This is a genomic window from Janthinobacterium sp. TND4EL3 (genome assembly GCF_900156175.1).
Taxonomy (GTDB): Bacteria; Pseudomonadota; Gammaproteobacteria; order Burkholderiales; family Burkholderiaceae_D; genus Janthinobacterium.
Map to the genome: position 1 here is coordinate 198,742 of NZ_FTMV01000014.1, position 22,252 is coordinate 220,993.

General features: G+C 64.0%; 19 protein-coding genes and 1 pseudogene. 12 read left to right on the forward strand and 8 right to left on the reverse strand.

The features are described 5' to 3' along the window. Positions 1-48 precede the first annotated feature (48 nt). The 3 genes from BXA07_RS21275 to BXA07_RS21285 all read right to left on the reverse strand — a co-directional run bounded on the left by BXA07_RS21275 (position 49) and on the right by BXA07_RS21285 (position 5,110). Positions 49-3,270: an efflux RND transporter permease subunit gene (locus BXA07_RS21275; RefSeq protein ID WP_076570619.1), complete on the reverse strand. Its 3,222-nt coding sequence runs from the start codon at positions 3,268-3,270 to the stop codon at positions 49-51. 3 nt (positions 3,271-3,273) lie between these two features. Continuing rightward, a complete protein-coding gene (locus tag BXA07_RS21280; RefSeq protein ID WP_076570621.1) occupies positions 3,274-4,446 on the reverse strand; it encodes an efflux RND transporter periplasmic adaptor subunit in 1,173 nt (390 codons plus the stop codon). A 238-nt stretch (positions 4,447-4,684) separates the two neighbouring features. Further along, positions 4,685-5,110: a divergent PAP2 family protein gene (locus BXA07_RS21285; RefSeq protein ID WP_076570622.1), complete on the reverse strand. Its 426-nt coding sequence runs from the start codon at positions 5,108-5,110 to the stop codon at positions 4,685-4,687. Between the two features lie 231 nt (positions 5,111-5,341). Between BXA07_RS21285 and BXA07_RS21290 the strand changes: the two genes are divergently transcribed. The 11 genes from BXA07_RS21290 to BXA07_RS21340 all read left to right on the forward strand — a co-directional run bounded on the left by BXA07_RS21290 (position 5,342) and on the right by BXA07_RS21340 (position 16,010). Then, on the forward strand, positions 5,342-6,424 hold the full coding sequence (locus BXA07_RS21290; protein WP_076570687.1) for a DUF475 domain-containing protein: 1,083 nt from the start codon (positions 5,342-5,344) through the stop codon (positions 6,422-6,424). 101 nt (positions 6,425-6,525) lie between these two features. After that, a complete protein-coding gene (locus BXA07_RS21295; RefSeq protein WP_046682304.1) occupies positions 6,526-7,101 on the forward strand; it encodes a TerD family protein in 576 nt (191 codons plus the stop codon). 187 nt (positions 7,102-7,288) lie between these two features. Further along, a complete protein-coding gene (locus BXA07_RS21300) occupies positions 7,289-8,005 on the forward strand; it encodes a TIGR00266 family protein (RefSeq protein ID WP_076570624.1) in 717 nt (238 codons plus the stop codon). 96 nt (positions 8,006-8,101) lie between these two features. After that, positions 8,102-9,139, forward strand: coding sequence for an ATP-grasp domain-containing protein (locus BXA07_RS21305; protein ID WP_076570626.1), 1,038 nt, complete (start codon positions 8,102-8,104; stop codon positions 9,137-9,139). Then, positions 9,136-10,293 carry a phosphoribosyltransferase domain-containing protein gene (locus BXA07_RS21310; protein ID WP_076570627.1) on the forward strand — a complete coding sequence of 386 codons (1,158 nt, stop codon included), beginning with the start codon at positions 9,136-9,138 and terminating at the stop codon, positions 10,291-10,293. Before BXA07_RS21305 ends, BXA07_RS21310 begins: the two co-directional genes overlap by 4 nt. Then, positions 10,271-11,023, forward strand: coding sequence for an HAD family hydrolase (locus BXA07_RS21315; RefSeq protein WP_076570629.1), 753 nt, complete (start codon positions 10,271-10,273; stop codon positions 11,021-11,023). Before BXA07_RS21310 ends, BXA07_RS21315 begins: the two co-directional genes overlap by 23 nt. Then, positions 11,020-12,126, forward strand: a complete 1,107-nt coding sequence (locus BXA07_RS21320) for a cysteine protease StiP family protein (protein ID WP_076570630.1) — start codon at positions 11,020-11,022, stop codon at positions 12,124-12,126. Before BXA07_RS21315 ends, BXA07_RS21320 begins: the two co-directional genes overlap by 4 nt. Further along, complete coding sequence (locus tag BXA07_RS21325) at positions 12,119-13,111, forward strand: HpcH/HpaI aldolase/citrate lyase family protein (RefSeq protein ID WP_076570632.1); 993 nt, start codon at positions 12,119-12,121, stop codon at positions 13,109-13,111. The genes BXA07_RS21320 and BXA07_RS21325 overlap by 8 nt, the downstream gene beginning before the upstream one ends. Next, the gene (locus BXA07_RS21330) at positions 13,108-14,340 is read left to right on the forward strand and encodes a TerD family protein (protein WP_076570633.1); all 1,233 of its coding nucleotides are present in this window, start codon (positions 13,108-13,110) and stop codon (positions 14,338-14,340) included. The genes BXA07_RS21325 and BXA07_RS21330 overlap by 4 nt, the downstream gene beginning before the upstream one ends. 91 nt (positions 14,341-14,431) lie before the next feature. Further along, positions 14,432-14,806, forward strand: coding sequence for a hypothetical protein (locus BXA07_RS21335; protein WP_076570635.1), 375 nt, complete (start codon positions 14,432-14,434; stop codon positions 14,804-14,806). Between the two features lie 250 nt (positions 14,807-15,056). Continuing rightward, a complete protein-coding gene (locus BXA07_RS21340) occupies positions 15,057-16,010 on the forward strand; it encodes a hypothetical protein (protein WP_076570636.1) in 954 nt (317 codons plus the stop codon). Between the two features lie 177 nt (positions 16,011-16,187). On the opposite strand, the gene BXA07_RS21345 is transcribed toward BXA07_RS21340, so the two are convergent. Both BXA07_RS21345 and BXA07_RS21350 read right to left on the reverse strand, forming a co-directional pair. Continuing rightward, a complete protein-coding gene (locus tag BXA07_RS21345; RefSeq protein ID WP_076570638.1) occupies positions 16,188-18,620 on the reverse strand; it encodes a coiled-coil domain-containing protein in 2,433 nt (810 codons plus the stop codon). 124 nt (positions 18,621-18,744) lie between these two features. Then, complete coding sequence (locus BXA07_RS21350) at positions 18,745-19,758, reverse strand: serine/threonine protein kinase (RefSeq protein WP_139335689.1); 1,014 nt, start codon at positions 19,756-19,758, stop codon at positions 18,745-18,747. Between the two features lie 103 nt (positions 19,759-19,861). Here BXA07_RS21350 and BXA07_RS21355 point away from each other — a divergent pair, with 103 nt between their 5' ends. Beyond that, the gene (locus BXA07_RS21355) at positions 19,862-20,560 is read left to right on the forward strand and encodes a UPF0149 family protein (protein WP_076570639.1); all 699 of its coding nucleotides are present in this window, start codon (positions 19,862-19,864) and stop codon (positions 20,558-20,560) included. A gap of 126 nt (positions 20,561-20,686) precedes the next feature. On the opposite strand, the gene BXA07_RS21360 is transcribed toward BXA07_RS21355, so the two are convergent. The 3 genes and pseudogenes from BXA07_RS21360 to BXA07_RS30350 all read right to left on the reverse strand — a co-directional run. Then, the gene (locus tag BXA07_RS21360) at positions 20,687-20,881 is read right to left on the reverse strand and encodes a hypothetical protein (RefSeq protein ID WP_076570641.1); all 195 of its coding nucleotides are present in this window, start codon (positions 20,879-20,881) and stop codon (positions 20,687-20,689) included. Then, entirely contained in the window at positions 20,869-21,954 is a 1,086-nt protein-coding gene (locus BXA07_RS21365; RefSeq protein WP_076570642.1) for a hemin-degrading factor, read from the reverse strand. The genes BXA07_RS21360 and BXA07_RS21365 overlap by 13 nt, the downstream gene beginning before the upstream one ends. A gap of 146 nt (positions 21,955-22,100) precedes the next feature. Next, a pseudogene (locus tag BXA07_RS30350) lies at positions 22,101-22,252 on the reverse strand (IS1595 family transposase); the annotation flags it as partial.

Here is a 22,252-nt window from a genome sequence, read left to right on the forward strand (position 1 = left end):
AGGCTCTTTGACCTGGCACAAGGAATGCGCAGTCGAGGCTGGCTTGAATTACTTTTGCAGGCTGACGGACGCCGCTTTCGGCGCGCGGCGGCCCATCAGGAACAGCACGGCCTTTTTCAGCATGCGGTAGACGAAACGCACCAGCAGCAGGGTCAGCACGCATTCGAGCAAGGTCAAGACCATGGCCACGGCCACGGGCATGCGCGCGGCGCGTCGGTGGAACTTGGCCACGGCGCCATCGCGGGCGATTTCGATGCTGTCATAGAAGGTCGGCACGACCAGCAGGGTCAGGATCGTCGAAGTGATGGTGCCGCCGATGATGGCGATCGCCAGTGGACGGTAGAACTCGCCGCCCTCGCCCAGGCCCAGCGCCACGGGGAACATGCCGGCGATCAGCGCGAACGTGGTCATCAGGATGGGGCGCAAACGCATGCGGCCCGCATACATCAGTGCTTCCTCGCGGCCATGGCCTTCTTCCTCGCGCTTGCGCGCCGCGTCGAGCAGCAGGATGGCGTTCTTGGCCACCAGGCCCATGAGCATGATGATGCCGATAAAACTCATCAGGTTGAGAGTGTTATTCGTGATCACCAGCGCCACCACCACGCCGATCAGACTGAGCGGCAAGGACATCATCACGGCCACGGGCGCCGTGAAGGAACCGAACTGCATGACGAGGATCAAATACATCAGGCCGATACCCATCACCAGCGCGATCAGCATTTCCGTGAACAGCTCCTGCTGGTCCTGGCCGGCGCCGCCCAGCGCCAGGCCGTAGCCGGGCGGGAAGTCGATGGACTTGGCCAGTTTCATGGCGTCGCTCGTCACTTCGCCGTTCGAGCGGCCCTGCGCATTGGCCGACACGGTGATCGTGCGCTTGCCATTCTTGTGCTCGATGCCGGACGGGCCCTTGCCCATGGTAATGGTGGCGATCTGGTCGAGCGGCACCATTTGCGAGGTGCCCGTCACGCTGATCGGCAGGCGCTCGATGTTTTCCGATGCCACGCGGTCGTCGGGATGCAGGCGCACGGCCACGTCGCGCGTTTCACCCGTCGGATCGACCCAGTCGCCCACTTCCACGCCGGCAAAGGCCACGCGCAGCGATTGCGCCGCATCATTGACGGAAATGCCCATCGAGTTGGCCAGGCCGCGGTTGAGTTCAATCTGCAGTTCGTTCTTCGGATCCTGCTCCGACAAGCCCACGTCGACGGCGCCGGGTATGGCGCGCAGCTTGTCCATGTAGGCGTTCGTGATTTCCATCAGTTTGCGCGAATCCGGGCCCGTGAATTCCACCTGGATGGGCTTTTGCGAACCATTGCTCAAGTCATCCTGCACCACGTATTCGGCGCCCACCAGGCGCGACATCTTCTCGCGCAGCTCGACGGCGATTTCCTTGGCCGAACGCTTGCGCGTGTTGCGCTTGCCGATGTCGACATACACGCGGCCGCCGCCCGCATTGATGGAGCTGTTGGTATCCTTGGTTTCAGGCAAGGAGCGCGCCAGCACGGCCGCCGCTTCCAGCTTCAGGCGCGAATACTCGATGCTGCTCGACGACGGCGTGCGCACATTGATCATCAGATTGCCGGAATCGGATGCCGGCAAGAAACTCGTGCCGCCATGCGTAGCGTGCAGAACAATGGCGCCCACCAGGCTGCCGAAGGCGATGACGGCCATCCAGCGGCGGTGATGCAGGGCCCAGGCGATCACGCGGCCATAGCGGTCGGCCTGGTGGTCGAACCAGTGGTTGAATTTCTCCAGCACGCGGCCGATGCCCTTTTTCGGCGCCGCATGTTCCTCGACCGGATCGCCCCAGTAGGCCGACAGCATGGGGTCGAGCGTAAACGAGATGCCGAGGCTGACGAGCACCGAGCACGTCACCGTCAAGGCAAACGGACGGAACCATTCGCCCGAGATCCCCGGCATGAAGGCGACGGGAATGAAGACGGCAATAATCGAGAAGGTCGTGGCGGCCACGGCCATGCCGATCTCGGCCGTGCCTTCCAGCGCGGCCGTGCGGCGGTCCTTGCCCATCTGCATGTGGCGCACGATGTTTTCGCGCACGACGATGGCGTCATCGATCAGCACGCCGATGGCCAGCGACAGGCCCAGCAGGGTCATGAAGTTCAGGGTAAAGCCGCACAGCCACACGGCGATGAAGGCGGCAATCACGGACGTGGGCAGGCTCAGCGCCGTGATCAGGGTCGAACGCCAGGAGTTCAGGAAGGCGTAGACGACGAAAATGGTCAGCACGGCGCCCAGCACCAGCGATTCGATCACATTGTTCAGGCTATGCTGGGCGTTTTCGCCGCCGTCGCGCGTCACTTGCAGGATCGTGCCTTGCGGCAAGGTCTTGTTGATTTCCGCCACCATGTCGCGGATCTTGTTGGCTACGCTGACGGTGGAGGCGTCGCGCACGCGGGTAATCGACATGCCCACGTTGGGCTTGCCGCTGCGCATGCTCAGGCTGTTGACCTCGGCAAAGCCATCCTGGATGGTGGCCACTTGCGCCAGGCGCACGATTTCCTCGCCGCGGCGCTTGATCACGACTTTTTCGAAGTCGGCCGGCGACTCGATACGGCCCACAAGGCGGATGCTTTTCTCGTCCAGGGTGCCGCGCACCTTGCCGACGGGCGCATTGGTGTTCTGGTTGCGCAGGGCGGTGACGACGTCGCTGACGGAAACATTATATTCACGCAACTTTTCCGCGCGCAGCAGTACGGACAGTTCGCGCTTGAGCGAGCCGCCCACGTTGACCAGCGCCACGCCATCGACGGTGCGGAAGCGGTCCGACAGCACGTCCTCGGCCAGGCGGGATATTTCCGCATGGCTTTGCGAGTTCGACGACAGGGCCAGCTGCATGATCGGTTCGGCAGCCGGGTCGATGCGCTGCAGGATGGGTTCACGCATTTCCGTCGGCAATTTGTAGCGCACGGCGGCAATCGCATTGCGGATATTGTCGGACGCTTCGATCAGATTGGTATTGAAGGTGAACTTCAGGAAGATGCTGGCCGAACCTTCATTCGAATCGCTATTGACTTCGGTCACGCCGGAAATGCTTTGCAGCGACTTTTCCAGGCGGTTGACCACTTCGCGCTCGACCGTGTCGGGCGAGGCGCCAGGGTAAGGAATGCTGACGACGATGAACGGCACTTCGACGTCGGGATTCTGGTTGACGCGCAGTTTTTTGAGCGCCAGCAAGCCGACGCACATCATCGCCAGGATCAGGACAATGGTGGCCGTGGGCCGCTTGATACTGAAATCGGAAAGGAACATGGCTTAGTTTCCTTTACCGGCAACGGCGGTGCTGCTGCTGGCCATGGCGGCCGCCGGCAAGGCCTTGGCCGCCGTCAGTTCCACTTTCTGGCCATCCTTGAAGGTCGAACCGGGCGTGCGCAGCACGGTGTCGCCGCTGGCCAGGCCGCTTTTCACTTCCCACTGGCCCGTGCGCACGTCGCGCGCGCCGATGCGCAAATTGGTTTTATGCAAGGCCTTGTCCTTGACTTTCCACGTGTACGTGACGTCGCCCGCCTTCACGAGGGCCGAGTCGGGTATCATCAGGGCGCTGACGGTTTCCGTCTCGATGCGCCCTTCCGCATACAGGCCGGCCACGCGCGGCTGCTCCTTGTCGTTGAAATCGACGAGCACGGCCACCTGGCGCGTGACGGCGTTGGCGGCCGGATCGACGCGGCGCACCTTGCCCGCGAAATCCTGTCCCGGATAACCATTGATGCGGAACAACACGGGCTGGCCCACCTTGACGACGCCGATCTTGTCGGCCGACACCAGGCCTTCCAGGCGCATGCTGGTCGGATCGATGACCTTGATCAATTCCTTGCCGATCTGCGCCGTATCGCCATTCGATACCTTGCGCTCGCTCACGATGCCATCGAAAGGCGCGCGCACGAGGGTGCGCTGCAGCTGCTGGCGCGCCTGCACGGCGCGGCTCTTCGCGGCGGACAGGTCGCTTTGCGCATTGTTGCGGCGGATTTCCGCGTCTTCCAGCGCCTGCGTCGACGTCATGCCCGAGGCGCGCAGGGTCTTCATGCGCTGGAACATGCGTTCGGACTGCTCCAGCACCTGGCTGGCGGCACGGCTCGCTTCCTCGGCCGAATTGAGGCTGTCGCGGATCGACGTTTCATCGAGGCGCACCAGCACGTCGCCCCGCTTGACGACTTCGCCATTTTCCTTCATGACCTGGATCACCACGGCCGACACTTCGGCGCGCAAGTCCGCGTTGCGCTCGGGCTGCACGGAACCCGTAATCACGGGACCGGACGCCAGCGCATTGCTCTGGATGGTCAGCACGTCTTCCGGGGATACCAGCAGATTCACGGCAGCGCCCGCCTGCTCCTTGGCATTCTTGCCGCCCTTGCCGGGATCTTTGGACTCTTTGCCGCAGGCGGCCAGGGCAGAAGCGATTGCCAGAACAAACAGGGTTTTGCGCAACATGGGTAATTCTCCGGATAGATAGGACCGCTACCGGCCCGGCGGCCCGGATAGGGCGGCAGGCGTTAGCAGACATTTATTTTTATTAAAACCACAAGCGCCAAAGTATCCATGAGCGTGTCCGGCCATGTCAATCGGCCGTTTCCTGTAATGCTTTAATCAGTGGATGAAACGTAGTTTTTGCGCCCTGAAACGCAAAACCCCGCCTTCAGGCGGGGTTTGTACGGGAAGAAACGAGTGCTTAGCGGGCAAACACGTAATTGATCAGGAAACCGATCGCCACGCCCGTGCACAGGCCGCCGGCGATTTCCACCAGCGTATGGCCCATGCGCTCGCGCAAGGTCTTGTGGGCGGCGCTGGCCGCTTCCCCGGCCAGGCGGTTGATGGCGGCCGCCTGCTTGCCCACGTGCTGGCGCAGGCTGTTGGCGTCGATGATGACGATGAAGGCCAGGGTCACGGCCACGCCGAAGGCGGGATGGCCTATGCCTTCGCGCAAGGCGATCAGGGTCGCCATGCTGGAAACGACGGCGCTATGGTTGCTGGGAAAGCCGCCATTGCCGACCAGGCCGAAAGCCCACTGCCGGGTGCGGGCGCTGTTGATCAGGAATTTGATCGGTCCGACCAGTATCCAGGCGATCAGGGGCGTGACGAGGTAAGCGATATCCACGGGGTATTCCTTCTTTTATAGGTAGAGAGTGTGTCTGGAGAGACAGGCGCGCCGCAATTATCGCAGATCGCCCGCGCCAGCAAAACTGTCCAGCCGCATCCTGCAAAACGCCGCCCCCGGCGGCAACTAATATAAAATCATGGCATATACAACAATTGACGTATATCAACACCGGCAGTGGCGCACAGCGCGGCGCTGATCATCAAACGTCTTTCATACAACGGGGTATTCATGCGGCATTTCAGAATTTCTTTCTTAGTTACCTTCATTCTCATGGCGGTGTCGGGCTGGTGGGGCTACAGCCATGGCGGCGTGCCGGGCATGATACAAGCACTGTGGATCACGGGCGTGCTGGGCGTCATGGAAGTGTCGCTGTCGTTCGACAATGCCGTGGTCAACGCCTCGGTCTTGCGCCACTGGAATGAATTCTGGCAAAAACTGTTCCTCACGGTCGGTATCCTCGTGGCCGTCTTCGGCATGCGGCTGCTGTTTCCGCTGGTCATCGTTTCCGTCGCCACGGGCCTGGGCCTGGTGGACGTATGGACCATGGCCACCACCACGCCCGATGTCTATGCGAAACACCTGACGGACAACCACGCGCAGGTGGCGGCCTTCGGCGGCGCCTTTTTGCTGCTGGTGTTCCTGAACTTCCTGTTCGATGACGAGAAGGAATTGCACTGGCTGGGCTGGGCCGAGGAAAAAGTCAACGCGCTGGGCACAGAAAGCCTGGCCGTGCTGATCACCATGGGCGCCGTGGCCGCCTGCGTGGCCATGGGCCCCGTGGAAGAAAAGTACAGCGTGCTGGCCTCGGGCATCGTCGGCATCGCCGTCTACATCGGCGTGAACTGGATCAGCGGCTTGCTGGAAGAAGGCGAGCCGGACTTGCAGGATGACGCAGAAGAAGGCGCCGCGCCAGCCAAAAACGGCAATGGCGAGCTGGTGAAAACCGTGGCGCGCGGCAGCATCGGCGGCTTCCTGTACCTGGAAGTGCTGGACGCCTCGTTCAGCTTTGACGGCGTGATCGGCGCGTTCGCCATCACCAACGACGTCGTCATCATCATGCTGGGCCTGGCCATCGGCGCCATGTTCGTGCGCTCGATGACGGTGTATCTGGTGCACAAGGGCACCCTGGACGAATTCGTCTACCTTGAGCACGGCGCCCATTATGCGATCGGCATCCTGGCCTTGATCATGCTGGCGTCCGTCAAGTACCATATTCCGGAGTGGTTCACGGGCCTGTCGGGCGTGGCCTTCATCCTGGTCTCGCTGTGGTCGTCCTTGCGTTATCGCAAACGGCACGCGGCACAAGCTTGAAATCGGGGAGATCGTCCCCAATTGAGAGAGTGATGGCACGAGCGCCTTACGCGCTCATCCCATGCAGGCATGATCGAGTTTAATTTTTTAAGGAGCACCACATGGCAATCAGTTTGCAAAAAGGCGGCAACGTCAACCTGAGCAAGGAAGCACCGAACCTGAAGAAGATCATCGTCGGCCTCGGCTGGGATCCTCGTTCGACGGATGGCGCCACCTTTGACCTTGACGGCAGTGCTTTCCTCCTGAAAAGCGACGGCAAAGTCCGTGGCGACTCTGACTTCATCTTCTACAACAACCTGAAGTCGACGGACGGCTCCGTCGTGCACACGGGCGACAACACGACCGGTGAAGGCGAAGGCGACGATGAGCGCATCGAAATCGACCTGACCCGCGTGCCGGCTGACATCGACCGCATCAGCATCACCGTCACCATCCACGACGCCGACGCGCGCCGCCAGAACTTCGGCATGGTGTCGAAAGCCTTCATCCGCTGCCTGAACGCGGAAGGCGAAAAAGAAATCGCCCGCTACGACCTGTCCGAAGACAGCTCGACGGAAACGGCGATGATCTTTGGCGAAATCTACCGCTACAACGGCGAATGGAAGTTCAAGGCCATCGGCCAGGGCTTCAACGGCGGCCTGGGGCCTCTGGCCCGTTCTTTCGGCGTCAACGCCTAATTCACGCTCGTTAAACCTACTGCGCCGCTCACTTTCGGGCCTGCGTTGCTCGCTGTACCTCCGTACAGCTGCGCTACTCGACCCGAAATCGAGCTTGCTCGCTACGGTTTTCCGAGGTGAATTATCTTAATGTCATATCATTACTGCCGCCTGCACAGATCAGGCGGCTTTTTTTTGGAGATTTATCATGCCGGTATTTAGTGTCACGGGCGACGTCGATCCCTTCCTTCACGTCAGCATGAAGCAGGGCGAAACCATCTATTGCGAATCCGATGCAATGGTGATGATGGAAACGGCGCTCGATTTGAAGGGCAAGATGACGGGTGGCCTGGGCAGCGCCATCATGCGCCGCTTCGCCAACGGCGAATCGTTCTTCCAGCAGCATATCGAAGCGGTGCGCGGCAGCGGCGACTGCCTGCTCTCGCCCACCCTGCCGGGCGCCATCGAGGTGGTCGACGTGGGCGCGCGCCAGTACCTGCTCAACGACGGCGCCTTTGTCGCCGCCACCTCGGGCACGGAAATGAAGGTGCGCACGCAAAGCATCGGCAACGCCTTGTTCGCGCAGTCGGGCGGCTTCTTCGTCATGGAGACGGCCGGCACGGGACAAGTGGTGGTGTCGGGCTTCGGCTCCATGTTCCAGCTCGACGTCGAGCCGGGCAAGGACGTCGTGATCGACAATTCCCACGTGGTCTGCTGGGACAACAGCCTGAAATACGAGATTTCCGTGACCACGGGCGGCGGTGCCAGCGGCGGCGGCATCGGCGGCTTCCTCGGCAATATCGTCAACAGCGTGACCAGCGGCGAAGGCATCGTGCTGCGCTTTTCCGGCTCGGGCAAGGTCTTCATCTGCTCGCGCAACCGCGATGCGTTCCTGAAGTGGATAGCGTCGGGCAAAGCCGGCTGATTCCCCTCCCTCTAAGGCCAGGTTAAGTCTGGTCGCTTAGACTCCCCGCGCGCGCACCTGCGCGCGGCTTCTCCTATTTCCACCCGGTCCCCGTACATGCAAAGAGTCTGGTTCAACAAAACATTTTCCTCGGTCGGCACGGCCATGCGCCTGATCCGCGAAGCCGACAGCGCCGCCAATGGCGGCGCGCCCCGCTATCACATCGTGTGCAGCAATACGAATGCGCATGCGGCGGCCTTTTTGTCGGCGCACGAATACGCGGTCGAACCGTCGGGATTGACGGGCCTCAATTATGTCGAGTGGTGCCTGGAATTTTGCCGCGACCGGGGCATCACGATTTTCTGGCCAGGCAAGGAAGCGGGCCTGATCGGCAGCGCCAGCGCGCGCTTCGCCGCCATCGGCACGCGCGTGCTCAGCGTGGCCAGCGAAGAGACGCTGGCCTTGATGCACGACAAGGCGCGCTTCTGCGACGGCCTCGACCTGCCCATGGCGCGCCCGGCCGACTACCGCGCCGTCACCACCATTGAAGAATACGACGCCGCCTACGCCGAACTGCGCCCGCTGCACGGCAAACTGTGCATCAAGCCCTCGGAATCCGTGTATGGCCTGGGCTTTGCCGTGCTCGACGAAGAACGCACGAGCGCCCAGCTGCTGCTGGCCGGGGCCGCCTACCAGATCAATGCGCAAGAGCTGCGCAGCGGCCTGGCGCAGATGGGGACATTTAAAACCCTGCTGCTGATGGAATACCTCGACGGCCACGAATACAGCGCCGACTGCGTGGCCGACCAGGGCAAGCTCATTTGCGCCGTGCCGCGCAAGAAGCTGCACGCGGGCGGCAGCGGCCAGCTGATCGAGCTGCGCGCCGACCTGCTGGCCGCCTGCGAGCAGCTCGCGCGCGACTACCGCCTCAATGGCGTGTTCAATATCCAGTTCCGCGAAGGCGCGCATGGCCTGGCCTTGTTGGAGATCAATCCGCGCATGTCGGGCGGCATCGGCATGGCGTGCGCGGCCGGCCCCAACCTGCCCTACCTGGCGCTGGCCGGCTTCGACCAGGGCTACGACAAGCTCACCGTGCCCGCCATCCGCGAGGGCATGCGCGTGGGCGAAGCCGCCTACGCCGTGGAGCTGCCATGAACCTCGTCAAGCAGCAGATGCCCACGGGCGAACTGACCCTGAAGGTGGACGAGGCGCGCTTTCCGCTGGACTGGCTGATCGGCTTTGCCGCGCGCGCCAACGCCAAGCGGGGCTTTTTGTTCCTCTCGAAGGTGCTGGGCAAGCACTGGCCCGTCACGCCGCGCGCCATGCAAGCCATCCACGACGACCTGGCCGCGCAGATTCCTCCCAGCCTGCCCGGCCCCGTCGTCTTCATCGCCATGGCGGAAACGGCCGTCGGCCTGGGCCAGGGCGTGTTCGAAGCCTGGCTGCGCGCCAACCCGAACGGCAAGGCCCTGTTTTTGCACAGCTCGCGCTACCGCGTGGGCACGGTGCCCTTCTTCGAATTCGAGGAATCGCACAGCCACGCGCCGCGCCAGTTCCTGCACCTGTCCGACGCGGCCAGCGCCCTGTTTTCCACGGCGCGCAGCCTGGTGCTGATCGATGATGAAGCGTCGACCGGCAACACCTTCGCCAACCTGGTGCAAGTATGCCGCGCGCGCTATCCGCAGCTGGAAAAGCTGCACCTGGGCGTGATCACCAATTTCATGGGCCAGGCCGCCAACGCGGGCCTGAGTGAGCGTTTCGGCCTGCCCACGACCATCGGCGCGGCGCTGTCCGGCCACTACGCCTTCCAGGCCGGCGCGGCGCCGGCCCCCGTGGCGGCCAGCGCGCAGCGCTTCGAGGCCAACGAAGAACGGGGCGCCAGCCCCGCCTTCGGGCGCATCGGCGTGGGCCGCGCCCTGGCGGCGCCGCAAGGGCTGGCCGTGCAGCTGGCGCAGGAAATCGGCGCCGGCGACTCCGTGCTGGTGCTGGGCACGGGCGAATTCATGCACCCGTCGTTTTTGCTGGCGCGCGAATTGGAAAGCCTGGGCAAGAACGTGGTGGTGCAGTCGACCACGCGCTCGCCCATCCTGTCGTGGGGCTCCGTCGGCCATATCGTCCACTGCGACGACAATTACGGCGAAGGCATCGCCAACTACCTGTACAACGTGGCGCCTGGCCAGTACCAGCACGTTTTCATCTGCCATGAAACCCCGGCCAGCCCGGCCCTCATGCAACTCGCCGGCCAGTTGAACGGCCGCCTGTTCCACTTTCAGTCAGAGACCAAAATTGAAGAAATTCCTGTTTGTTGACCTGGACGACACACTGTTCCAGACCCCTAAAAAATGTCCGGGCGAGACCGATTTGCAAGCGGCCGCCTATTTGAAAAATGGCGATGCCTGCTCGTTTACGACGGCGCGCCAGCGCGCCTTCTTTGATTTCGCGCAAAGCGGCATGACATTGATACCCGCCACGGCCAGGAATGGCGACGCCTTCCGCCGCGTCGACCTGCCGTTTACCAGCTACAGCGTGCTCGATTACGGCGGCATCGTGCTGCAGCCTGGCGGCGCGCTCGACGCGGGCTGGCTGTCCCTGATGCAGAACGACATGCAGACGGCGCTGCCCGGCCTGCGGGACGCCATGCGCATCATCGACGATTTCCAGGCCAGGACGGGCATGCCTTCGCGCGCGCGCCTGATCGAAGACTACAACACGCCGTTCTACATCGTCGTCAAGGACCATGAAGCGCGCGGCGAGCGCCTGGCCGACATCGAAGAACAGGTGCTGCAGCAGTGGATCGCCGGTGAAGGGTCCGACTACTTCATCCACCGCAACGGCAACAACCTGGCCGTGCTGCCGAAAACGTTAAATAAAGCGCGCGCCGTGGCCTACCTGCGCGCGGAACTGGAAGCCGAACACGGCCCCATCGTCAGCTTCGGCATGGGCGACAGCCGCTCGGACGCCCGCTTCATGGCCGCCTGCGACTACGCCATCATCCCCAACGGCACCCAGCTGGCGGCCCTCACGGTGGCGGCGCTATGACGCAAGACAAGCAGCATTTCAGCGGCAGCTACCGCCAGGAAGACGTGGAGTTTCTGCTCACGCCAATGGCGCTCGAACCGATACGCGACCTGGCCGAAAAAGAGCGGCTGATCCAGTCGGGCCAGCGCCATTACAGCGAGATGCTGTCGCCGGAATCCCTGCCCTCGCCCGCCTACCTGGCCCTGTTCCAGAGCGCGTTCGCGGCCAACCGCCTGCAGATGGCGCGCGACTGCCTGCGCCTGGCGGCCCTGATCGCGGCGCGCCGCACTGGCCCCATCACCCTGGTGTCGCTGGCGCGCGCCGGCACGCCCGTGGGCGTCATCCTCGGGCACTTGCTGCGCCAGGTATTCCAGCGCGAGTGCAGCCACTATTCCGTCTCCATCATCCGCGACCGCGGCATCGATGCGAACGCCTTGAAGCACATCCTGGCGCAGGGCCATGCGCCGGAGTCCATCGTCTTCGTCGACGGCTGGACGGGCAAGGGCGTGATTTCGCGCGAACTGCGCCAGACGGTCCACGATTTCAACGCGGCCAATGGCACGGCCATCGACGGCGGCCTGTTCGTGCTGTCCGACCTGGCCGGCACGGCCGCCTGCGCCGCCTCGTCGGGCGACTACCTGATCCCGTCGAGCATCCTGAACGCCACCGTTTCCGGCCTGGTGAGCCGCTCCGTGCTCAATGACAGCATCGCCCCCGGCGACTTCCACGGCTGCGTGTACTACGCGCAGTTCGAGCCGCACGACCAGTCGCGCGATTTCGCCGACGGCCTGGTGGCCGACGCCATGGCCGTTGCCGCCAGCAGCGGCATTCCGCTGGCCGAGGCGAGCGATGCGCCGGCCATGGCGGCCCGCTCGCAAGCCTATATGGCGGCCGCGCAGCAGCAATACGGCATCAGCGACATCAACCTGATCAAACCGGGCATCGGCGAAGCGACGCGGGTGCTGCTGCGCCGCGTGCCCGAGCGCCTGATCGTGCGCGACACGAATGCCCCGGACGTGGCACATTTGCTGCTTCTGGCGCAGGAAAAAGCCATACCCGTCACCGTAGAACCGGCGCTGCCTTACCAGGCGGTCGCCCTTATCAGGAGCGCAGTCGATGGATAACAACTCCCTACACCCGCAAAGCGAGCACAAGGCGGCGCTGGGCGCCTCCATGTACGTGCCGACCACGCACAAGGACTTGCTGGCGATCGCCAACGGCGACAAATTCAGCCATTTGCGTTCGGTCATCCTGTGCACCGAAGACGCCATCGCCGAGCGCGATCTCAGCTACGCGCTGTTCAACCTGTCGCTGGCGCTGCAAAACATGGGCGCAGAATCGGATACCCTGCGCTTCGTGCGCGTGCGTAACCTTGAGGTGCTGGCGCGCGTGCTGGCCATGCCCGGCGCCGACAAATTGAGCGGCTTCGTGCTGCCGAAATCCACGCGCCACAACTTCGCCGCGTATTTCGACCTCGTGCGCCACACGCACCACCTCTTGATGCCGACCTTGGAAACGGCGGAAGTGTTCGACGACGAGGAAATGAAGCAGTTCCGTCTCATGCTGTCGGCGCCCGAGGTGCGGCGCCGCATCCTGGCCCTGCGCATCGGCGGCAACGATCTGTTGGCCCTGCTGGGCCTGCGCCGCCCCACCAGCGGCACCATCTATTCGACGCCGCTGGGGCAGGTCATCGGCCGCCTGGTCACCATCTTCAAGCCGCACGGCTTCCAGCTGACGGCGCCCGTCTTCGAGCACCTGTCGCAGGGCAGCTGGCTCGACGCCGAAGTGGCGCAGGACATGGCGCACGGCATGATCGCCAAGACGGCCATCCACCCGGACCAGGTGCCGCAGATCGAGCGCCACTACCAGGTGGCGCAGTCGGACATCGAACTGGCGCTGCGCATCATCGACCCGGACAGCCCGGCCGTGTTCCGCATGCAGGAATCGATGTGCGAAGTGGCGACCCACTCCAGCTGGGCGCAGCGCATCATCGAGCAGGCGCGCCTGTTCGGCATCCGCCACGCCGACGGCGCCGCGGCATCGCCCCCCCATTTGCATCACTCCTTGAATACTCAACTCTCCAGCGACGAAGGGACTGCACGACCATGAGCAATTTCACACGTGGACAAAAAGGCAAACTGGCTGACCTGGGCTTGAACGGCCCGTTCGCCGTCACGCTCGATATCGCTTCCGGTTCGATGGAAGTGGACGTCAGCTGCTTCGGCGTCGATGCGGCCGGCAAGCTGTCGGACGACCGCTACATGGTGTTCTACAACCAGAAAAGCGCGCCGGACAACGCCGTCACGGTGGAGCTGAACGGCCCCCGCTCCGTGTTCCAAATCGACCTTGCCCGCCTGCCCGCCTCGATCGACAAGCTGGTGTTTACGGCGGCGACGGAACAGGGCAGCATGCGCGCGCTGGGCAACTCCAGCATGGCGCTGGGCCAGGCGGCCACGTTTGCCTTCACGGGAACGGACTTCCAGGACGAAAAAGCCGTCATCATCGGCGAACTGTATCGCCGCGACGGCAGCTGGCGCTTCGGCGCCGTGGGCCAGGGTTTTGCGGGCGGCCTGGCGGCGCTGCTCAAGCATTTCGGCGGCAGCGAAGCAGCCCAATCGTCTCCGGCGCCGGCTCCTGCGCCAGCGGCACCGCCGCCGGCAAATAAAGTCTCGCTGTCGAAAATCCGCCTGGAAAAGCGCGGCGACAAGATTTCGCTCGACAAGCGCGACAGCGGCGGCTATGGCCGCATCCGCGTCAACCTGAACTGGAACCAGAACGCGTCGCAAGGCCAGGCGCCCGCATCGAAGCTCGACACGGGCTTCCTCGGCAAGCTGTTCAACAAGCCGGCCGGCCGTTCCGGCGGCATCGACCTCGACATCGGCTGCCTGTTCGAGATGAGCAATGGCGCCAAGAGCGCCGTGCAGGCGCTGGGCAACAGCTGGGGCGCGTATGACAGGCCACCGTACATCCACCTGGAAGGCGACGACCGCACGGGCAGCGTCAGCAGCGGCGAAAACATCTTCATCAACGGCAGCCATTTCGACCAGATCAAGCGCGTGCTCGTGTACGCCTTCATCTACGAAGGCGTGCCGAACTGGGCCGCCACGGATGGCGTGGTGACGATCGAGATTCCCGGCCAGCCCACGGTGGAAGTGCGCCTCGACACAGACAGCCCGCACGCCATGTGCGCCATCGCCATGCTGGAAAACCACGGCGGCAACCTGCAGGTGACAAAATTGGTGGAATACTTCGGCGGCCAAGGTAAAATCACGGCGCACCAGGCCATGGACGAGCGATATAACTTTGGCCTGAACTGGAAAGCCGGCAGCAAAGACTGAGGGACCGCTTGAAAAAGTCCAGGGCGGCCTTGCATTGCCTCGCCCTGTACATTTTCAGGCATCCCCATTTTTTTACCTAGACAACCCTAACATGACCCCTACGACCAAAAAAGTCACCTTCGCCTTCGTCATCTTCCTCGTGGCCGGCTTCCTGCTGCTGTCCGCCTACACGTGGATGGCCCTCAGCTTCTCGTACTCGGAAGGCGAACGGGCGGGCTACCTGCAAAAGTTCTCCAAACGGGGCTGGATCTGCAAGACATGGGAAGGTGAGCTGCTGCTGACGGCATTGCCGGGCACCATCCCGGAAAAATTCCAGTTCAGCGTGCGCGACGAGGAAGTGGCAAAGCAATTGACGGCCGCGGCCGGCAAGCGCATCCTCGTCACCTACAGCCAGCACAAGGGCGTGCCCACGCAATGCTTCGGCGAGACGGAATACTATGCCGACAAGGTCGTGCTGAGCCAGTAATACCCGCAATACCGCGCCGGCCGGCCATTCCAGGCCGGCGCCCCCTCCCAGCCCTTCCCCGCCTTAGCGGCAATGAGTTTCTAGCAAGAAATTTGTGACGTGCCTCACACATTCTCACTTTCTTATACACTACAGCAATTAGTTCTGACTGATTAATTTTACTAATGTAGTAAATGTGCGTGATCTTTGCGCTATCGCATGACGCCCAGCCAGCCGACCAATAGCGTGTATCACCACTACCGGAAACACCATGCACATCCGCCTCTCCGGCCTGCTCCTGCTGGCCAGTTCCCTCCCCCTGTCGCTGCAGGCGCAGGATATCTCCGGCATGGCCGGCGCCCTGAAAGTCAGTTCAACCAAGGAGCGCACCTTCGTCGCCGCCGTCAGCTACACGCAGCCGGTGGGCGACTACAACGCCATGAGCCTGTCCTACATCAATGAGGGCCACCCGCAAGACCACCATCGCGACGGCATGGCGGGCCAGTTCTGGCTGCGCACGAAAAAGGGGGAGCAAGGGCTGATGCTGGGCGCGGGCGCGGGCCGCTATTTCTTCTTCGATACGGCCAGGACGGACGACGGCCTGCACAACTTCGACAATGACCACGGCTGGGGTTCCATCGTCAGCCTGCAGGCACGCTGGCAGTTCGACAACCGCTGGTATGCGCAGGCACAGCTCAACCGCATCAAGCCGGACGGCAAGGACAACACCACGCATCTGCTGATCGGCGCGGGCTACCGCTACGACGGCGTGCCGGGCGCCAAGCTGCACCTGCAGAACTGGGCGCACGACGACACGCTGACCGTCTCGACGGGCCACACCATCGTCAACAGCCTGCGCTCGGAGTCCTCGCGCCCGTTCACGCTGGAATACCGGCGCGCGGCGGGAAAATACGTGGACTGGACCGTCACCGCCCTCGATGAAGGCGACACGGACCTGGCGCACCGGCGCGGCGTGGCCGCCCAGCTGTGGCTGATCCGCTCGCTCAATGAAAAGGTGGAATTCGGCATGGGCGGCGGCCCCTACCTGGCGTGGGATGGACGCGACACGCAGGGCCACAGCACGCGCCTGACAGGCTTGCTGTCAGCCGTTGCCCGCTACCACGTCGACCGCCGCTGGGTGACGCACGTGGCGTGGAACCGGGTCGTCACCGATTATCACCGCGATGCGGATGTCATTTTGGTGGGAGTGGGACGGAAGTTCTGATGGAAAAACGTAAAAAATCTTGCTCTTCCGCCAAAGTAACGATACCGAACGAAACCGTCGCGAGCGGCAGTGATTTGCGGCTGAGAAGCGCAACCGAACGTTAGTACGGGGCGCCGAGCCGGTGCGCATCGCCAGCCGCAAAGCGCGCCGCGCAGTAGGTTTGGTTCGCTATCCTACCTAGCGCGAGCGCCAGACGGCGCCGGCCGACTCGTTAGGCTGCGTCAGCCGCTCGATCACTTCGCGCGTCAGACTGGCCGAGCTTACCTGTTCAGCCTTGGCGCGGGCAGCGGCCAGCGAGCTGGAAAACGCGCTTTGCTGCTGTTCCAGGCTGGCGCGCAGGGCGGCCAGTTCGCGTTCCTGCTGTTGTGCGCGGGCCGTTTCCAGGTCCAGCAGTTGCTGCCTGGCTTCGGCCATGGCGCGCGTCGTGTCGGCCGCCTTGCGCTGCAGGGCCGCGTGGGCCTGGGCGCTGGCCAGCAAGGCTTGCTGCGCATCAAGTTTCTCGCTGGCGGCCTGCCGGGCGGCCAGTTCCAGCTGTTCGCGCTGGCGCATGGCTTCCAGCGCTTCCTGTTCCATGCCGGCGCGCGCTTCGGCGGCCTGCGTCGCCTGCTTTTCCGCTTCCAGGCGGCCGGCGATGGCTTTCGACGCCCGCTCCTCGGCCGCCGTCGTCTGGCGCTGCTGCACCAGTTTTTGCGCGATCAGCGCCAGCGATTCGCGTTCGGCGGCAACGAAGTCGCGTTCGGACGCCAGCAGCGCATCGGCTTCCCGGGCTTTGTCCTCTTCCACGCGGGCGCGCTCGCTGTGCACCTGGCCCAGTTCCACGGCCAGGCGCGCCTGCGCCTGCACGGCTTGCGCGGCGGCCGCCTTTTGTTCGCCTTCGACCAGCGCCTGGTCCGTCAGGATGCGGATGGCGTGCGCCTCCTTTTCCGCCGCTTCCCGCAAGGCCTGCTCGGCCGCGTGCTGGCCGCGCAGCAGTTCCGCTTGCGCCGCTTCGGCGGCGATGCGATCCTGCGCCGCGTTGAAGGCCAGCGCTTCCGCGTCCAGTTTCTCGTTCAGGGCGGCGATGGCGGCCTGTTCGGCGGCCAGGCGCTCCTGCTCCTGAGCCTGCAGTCGCGCAGCCTGCGCCGCTTTTTCCTCGGCCAGCGCCAAGGCCTGCGCCTGCGCGGCCAGCTGCGCGCCGCTGCTGGCGATTTCCTGTTCCTCGGCCGCGTTCTGGCGCGCAGCCAGTTCCGCCGCCTGGCGCGCCAGTTCGGCGCGTTCCTGCGCCAGGCTGGCGGCGCGCTGCTGTTCTTCCAGTTCGCGGGCTGCCGCCACGGCCGCCGCCTGCTCGGCCGCTTCCAACGCCTTGGTCTGTTCCAGCGCGGCCGTTTCCGCTTCCAGCCTGGCGTGGCCGGCGATTTCCGCATCCTGTTCGGCGGCGACGCGGGCCAGCGCCACGGCGCGCAGCTGGCGGTCCACCTCGATGCGCGCCTCGGTGGCGGCCAGGATGCGCATGTCGGCGTCGCGGCGCGCCTGGGCGCTGGCGGCGGCGACCATTTCCAGGCGCTCGCGGTGGACGGCCGCGTCGCGCAATTCCTTTTCCGTCTGCAGGCGCAGGTGCAGCGATTGCGCCGCATGGCGCTCGGACTCCGCCTGCGCCAGCGCGATGGCTTCGCGTTCCTGCTCCAGGTGGGCCAGCGCGCGCGCCTCTTCCAGCGCGCGCACTTCGGCGGCGGCGCGGTTGAAGGCCGATTCCAGCGCGATCTGGTCGGCGCGCTCGCGCTGCACCGTCAGTTCCAGCGCTTCGCTTTCCGCTTCGGCCAGCATCTGCGCCGTCTGGCGCGCGCCGTGGGCGTGGCGCTCGCGTTCGCGCGCCAGCACGGCAACACGGGCGTCGGCCGAGGCGATGCCCACCATTTCCTCCTTGGCCGCCTGCACGGCGGCGACGCGCTCGACGGCCTGCAGGCGCGCCTGCTCCGTCTGCACCTGCAATTCCTCGGCGGCGCGGGCCGCCTGTTCCGCCAGTTCCGACTGCACCGCCACCTGTTCGCTGGCGCGCAAGCGGCTTTCCTGCTCGGCGCGGGCGCGCGCCTCGGCGGCCAGGCGGATTTCATTGTCCGATTCCACGCGGGCGCGCAGTTCGGCCGTCTCCTGCTTGACCGCTTCCAGGCGGGCCACGCTGGCCTGCGCGGCGGCGCGCATGGTTTCCAGGCGCTCGCGGTTGGCGGCGATGGCTTCCTCGGCCGCCTGCGCGTTTTGCTGCGCGGCGGCGGCGGCGGCCGCATCGATGGCGGCGCGGTCCTCTGCCAGCGAGCGCACGCGCGCTTCGGCCAGGGCACGGCTCTCTGCGGCGCAGGTGGCTTTCGCTTCCGCTTCCACGCGGGCGATCGCCTCGTGGATGGCCTTCAATTCCATTTTCTGGCGTTCGGCGGCGGGCGCCTTGATGTCGGCTTCCTGCTCCGGCTCGGCCGCAGCCTGCGGCTGGGCGGCGGCGACAGGCGCAGGCGCCTCGGCCTTGCTCTCCAGGTCCTTGAAATCATGCAGCGAAACGATGCTGTCCTGGTCGAACTCGTCGTCGGCCGAATAGGCGACGGTGAGGGAAACGGCCTGGCGCTGATTTTGCTGTGCTTGCATGATTTCTCGCTTATCCGGGTAAATTTCTGTTGCTTATGGGGGTATTACCACCATTATCGAACAGGCATGCACAAATCAGCGCGGCAAGAAGAAGGACGTTTACCGCCCTTTTCCCACGTTTAGGTCAAATGGGCCAGAGCGGCGCTTCGTCCATCAATGCCACCTGCTCCCTGAGTTCCAGAATCCGGTCCTGCCAGTAGCGCTGCGTGTTAAACCACGGGAAGGCGACGGGGAAGGCGGGATCGTCCCAGCGGCGCGCCAGCCAGGCCGAATAGTGGATCAGGCGCAGGGTGCGCAGCGCTTCGACCAGGTACAGCTGGCGCGGGTCGAAATCGCAAAAGTCTTCGTAGCCGGCCAGGATGTCGCTCATCTGGCGCACCTGGTCGCCGCGCTCGCCCGACAGCATCATCCACAGGTCCTGGATGGCCGGGCCCATGCGGCTGTCGTCGAAATCGACGAAATGGGGGCCGGCGTCCGTCCACAGCACGTTGCCGCCATGGCAGTCGCCGTGCGTGCGCAGCAAGGCCACGTCGCCCGCGCGGTCATAGCAGCGCCTGACGCCGTCGAGCGCCTGCTGCGCCACGCTGGAATAGGCGGCCAGCAGTTCGGGCGGCAGGAAATTACCCTCAAGCAAGAATTCGCGCGGTTCGACGCCAAACGTCTGGTGGTCGAGCGCCGGCCGCTCCCGGTAGGTCGACAGCGCGCCGACGGCGTGGATGCGGCCGATGAAGCGCCCTATCCATTCCAGCGTGGCGGGGTCGTCCAGCTCGGGCGCGCGGCCGCCGTGGCGGGGAAAGACGGCAAAGCGGAAGCCCTGGTACTGGTGCAGGGTGCTGCCGTTGATGGCCAGCGCGGGAATGACTTGAATTTCGCGCTCGACCAGCTCGGACACGAAGGCGTGTTCTTCCAGGATGGCGGCGTCGCTCCAGCGTTCGGGGCGGTAAAACTTGGCGACCAGCGGCGCGCTGTCCTCGATGCCCACCTGGTAGACGCGGTTTTCATAGCTGTTGAGCGCCAGCAGGCGGCCGTCGCCGCGTAAGCCCACGCTGTCGAGGGCATCGAGCACGCAATCGGGGCTCAGGGCGGAAAAGGGATGGACGGGCCGGTCGTCCTCGTGCGGCTGGTTTTCATTGTGCATGAGCGACATTGTAAGGCGCGCGCGCGCCGCCGGTGCAAACACTTCGGTGATGAAGCGCCGCAAGGCGTATACTGGCGCCTTACATTTCATCAAAGAGCAAGCCATGTCACTCGAACAGCCATTATCAGAAAAAGAATTTGACGAATTAGACCAATTCCTGTTGTCGGACCGGTGCTCCGAAGACGCCATGACCATGGATATGCTGCACGGCTATCTGACGGCCGTGGCCATCGGCCCGGAACCGATCATGCCGGCCGAGTGGTTGCCGCGCGTATGGGGCGAAAATGCCGAGGATGCGCCGAAATTCAAGAACAGCAAGGAAGAAGAGCGCATCGTCAACCTGATCATGCGCTTCATGAATGAAGTGCTGGTGACGTTTGAAGTGGCGCCGAAGGAATTCGAAGCCCTGTTCGTCGAACACGACTACGAAGGCCAGACCCTGATCGACGCCGAAGCCTGGTGCTGGGGCTTCTGGGACGGCATGGAACTGCGTCCCGGCTCGTGGAACGAAATCTGGGATTCCGAAGTGGCCGCGCTGATGCAGCCGATCTACCTGCTGGGCGCCGACGAAATCAAGGAAGAAGAACTGAAACTGGTGGAAGACCCGGTCAAGGCGCACAAACTGGCGCAGGAACTGGAAGCGAACCTGCCGGCCATCCACCGTTTCTGGGTGCCGCGCCGCAAGGCTCCCGTGCAAACCCTGAAGCGCGACGAGCCGAAAGTGGGCCGCAACGACGACTGCCCTTGCGGCAGCGGCAAGAAGTACAAGAAATGCTGCGGCGCCGAGCCGGCAGCCGAGTAATCAGCACATCCGCGCCGGGCACTGTCCCGGCGTTTTCTTATCCCCTCCTGTTACGTCCCCTCGGCGCACATCAGTTGCAGCCGTGCAGCCAGCCCCCCCCCTTTTTTTGACAGTGCCTGCCCCCAGCTAGCCCACCTGCGGCAACTTTTGCGTCTTGAGCGGGTACGACGAAATGGCATCGCCACCCACGCTGGCGATGCGCTGCGGCGAGTCTGGATTCAGCGGGCCCGCGTCGGCAACGGCGGCCAGCGCCAGCGCACCCGCCCCCATTTTTTTCAGCGCGATGCGGCGCGCCACGCTGGCGGCGATCATGCGGCGCATAGTTCGCCCTCCTGCGCCACCCTGTCGACGATATGGCGCCATTCGCACAGCTCATGCATGCCCGGCTTGCGTTCGCCGAAGAACATGACGATGGTATCGCCCTTCGCATCGAACAGTTCCACGGACGTCACCAGGCCATCAACGGTCGGCTTTTTTACCACCCAGGCGCTGGCGACATGGTCTTCGCGCAAATGCAGGTTGAAGCGCGCATCGAGGATATTGATCCACGGCCCCATCACGGCGACCTTGTGCACGGGCCCCGAATGGATCTGGATCATGCCCGCATTGCCGACGAAGGCCATGATGGACACTTTGTCGCGCGCGGCGTCGTTGAGCAGGTCGAGCACGCAGGAAGTGTCGATCTGCTGCACGAAGCGCGCCTCGGCCAGGCGCAGGCCCTGCAGGCGCGAGACCGCATATGTTTTCAGCAAGGTGAAGAATTCATGCGTGTCGCGCAGGTCGGCCCAGGCGGCGCGAAAGCCGGCCACGTCGATCTGCGCGTCGGGCAGTTCCGCAGGCGCCGGCGCCGGCGCCGCCACGGCGATGCCGGCCGCCTGGTCCGCGTCGGCAAAGCGCGTCACCAGCGCGTCGTAGGCGGCCAGCTCGCTTTGCGGCTTGAGGAAAATCTTGTGTACGGCATGGCCGGCGGCATCGAAAAATTGCAGGCTGCGCTGCACCTCGTGCTCGCCCATCTCGCGTACGGCAAAGCCATGCGCCCACTGGCGGTAAAACACGCGCAGGTCGATGTCGCCACCGAGCACCAGGCCCATGTGGTTGTTGTGGCTGGCCTTGCGGTAGACGCCCGTCTTTTCATGCACGCACGAGGCGTTGCGCGTCAGCGCCATGACTTCGCCCAGCGGCTCCAGCGCGGCGACGATGGCGGGCCAGTCGGCCTGCAGGCGCTCGGCGCCCAGCAAGGCGCCATCGGCCAGCGACAGGCCCGCATGCGCGGCGATCAGTTCGCCCTCGGAAATGGCCAGTTGTTCGGCGATATCGCGGTGGCGGGCCTTGCTCTGACGGCGCAGGCGGGCGAATTCGCTGACGATCAGCTCGGAATTGCAAACGGGGGGCATGCTCGACACGGTGTCTCCTTTCAAGGCGAACACTGGCTGGCATGGGCTGGCTGGTGGTGGGGAATCTTGAAATCAATTATAAATGAGAATCATTCGCAATCAAGACTTATTTGCAGGCGTGCTTCTGGGGGGGGCGAAAAAAAAGGCTATGTCACCGTCAGGTGTGGGAATGCTCCCACCGTTGCTTTCAATAACGCTTCAGGCGAGCGGATGCGTCTGGCGTCGAGGATCCAGCGCCATCCCAGGTAATTCGGCAGGTAGCGCGTCGCCACGCCGTGAAAGGGCCTCAGCCATGCGC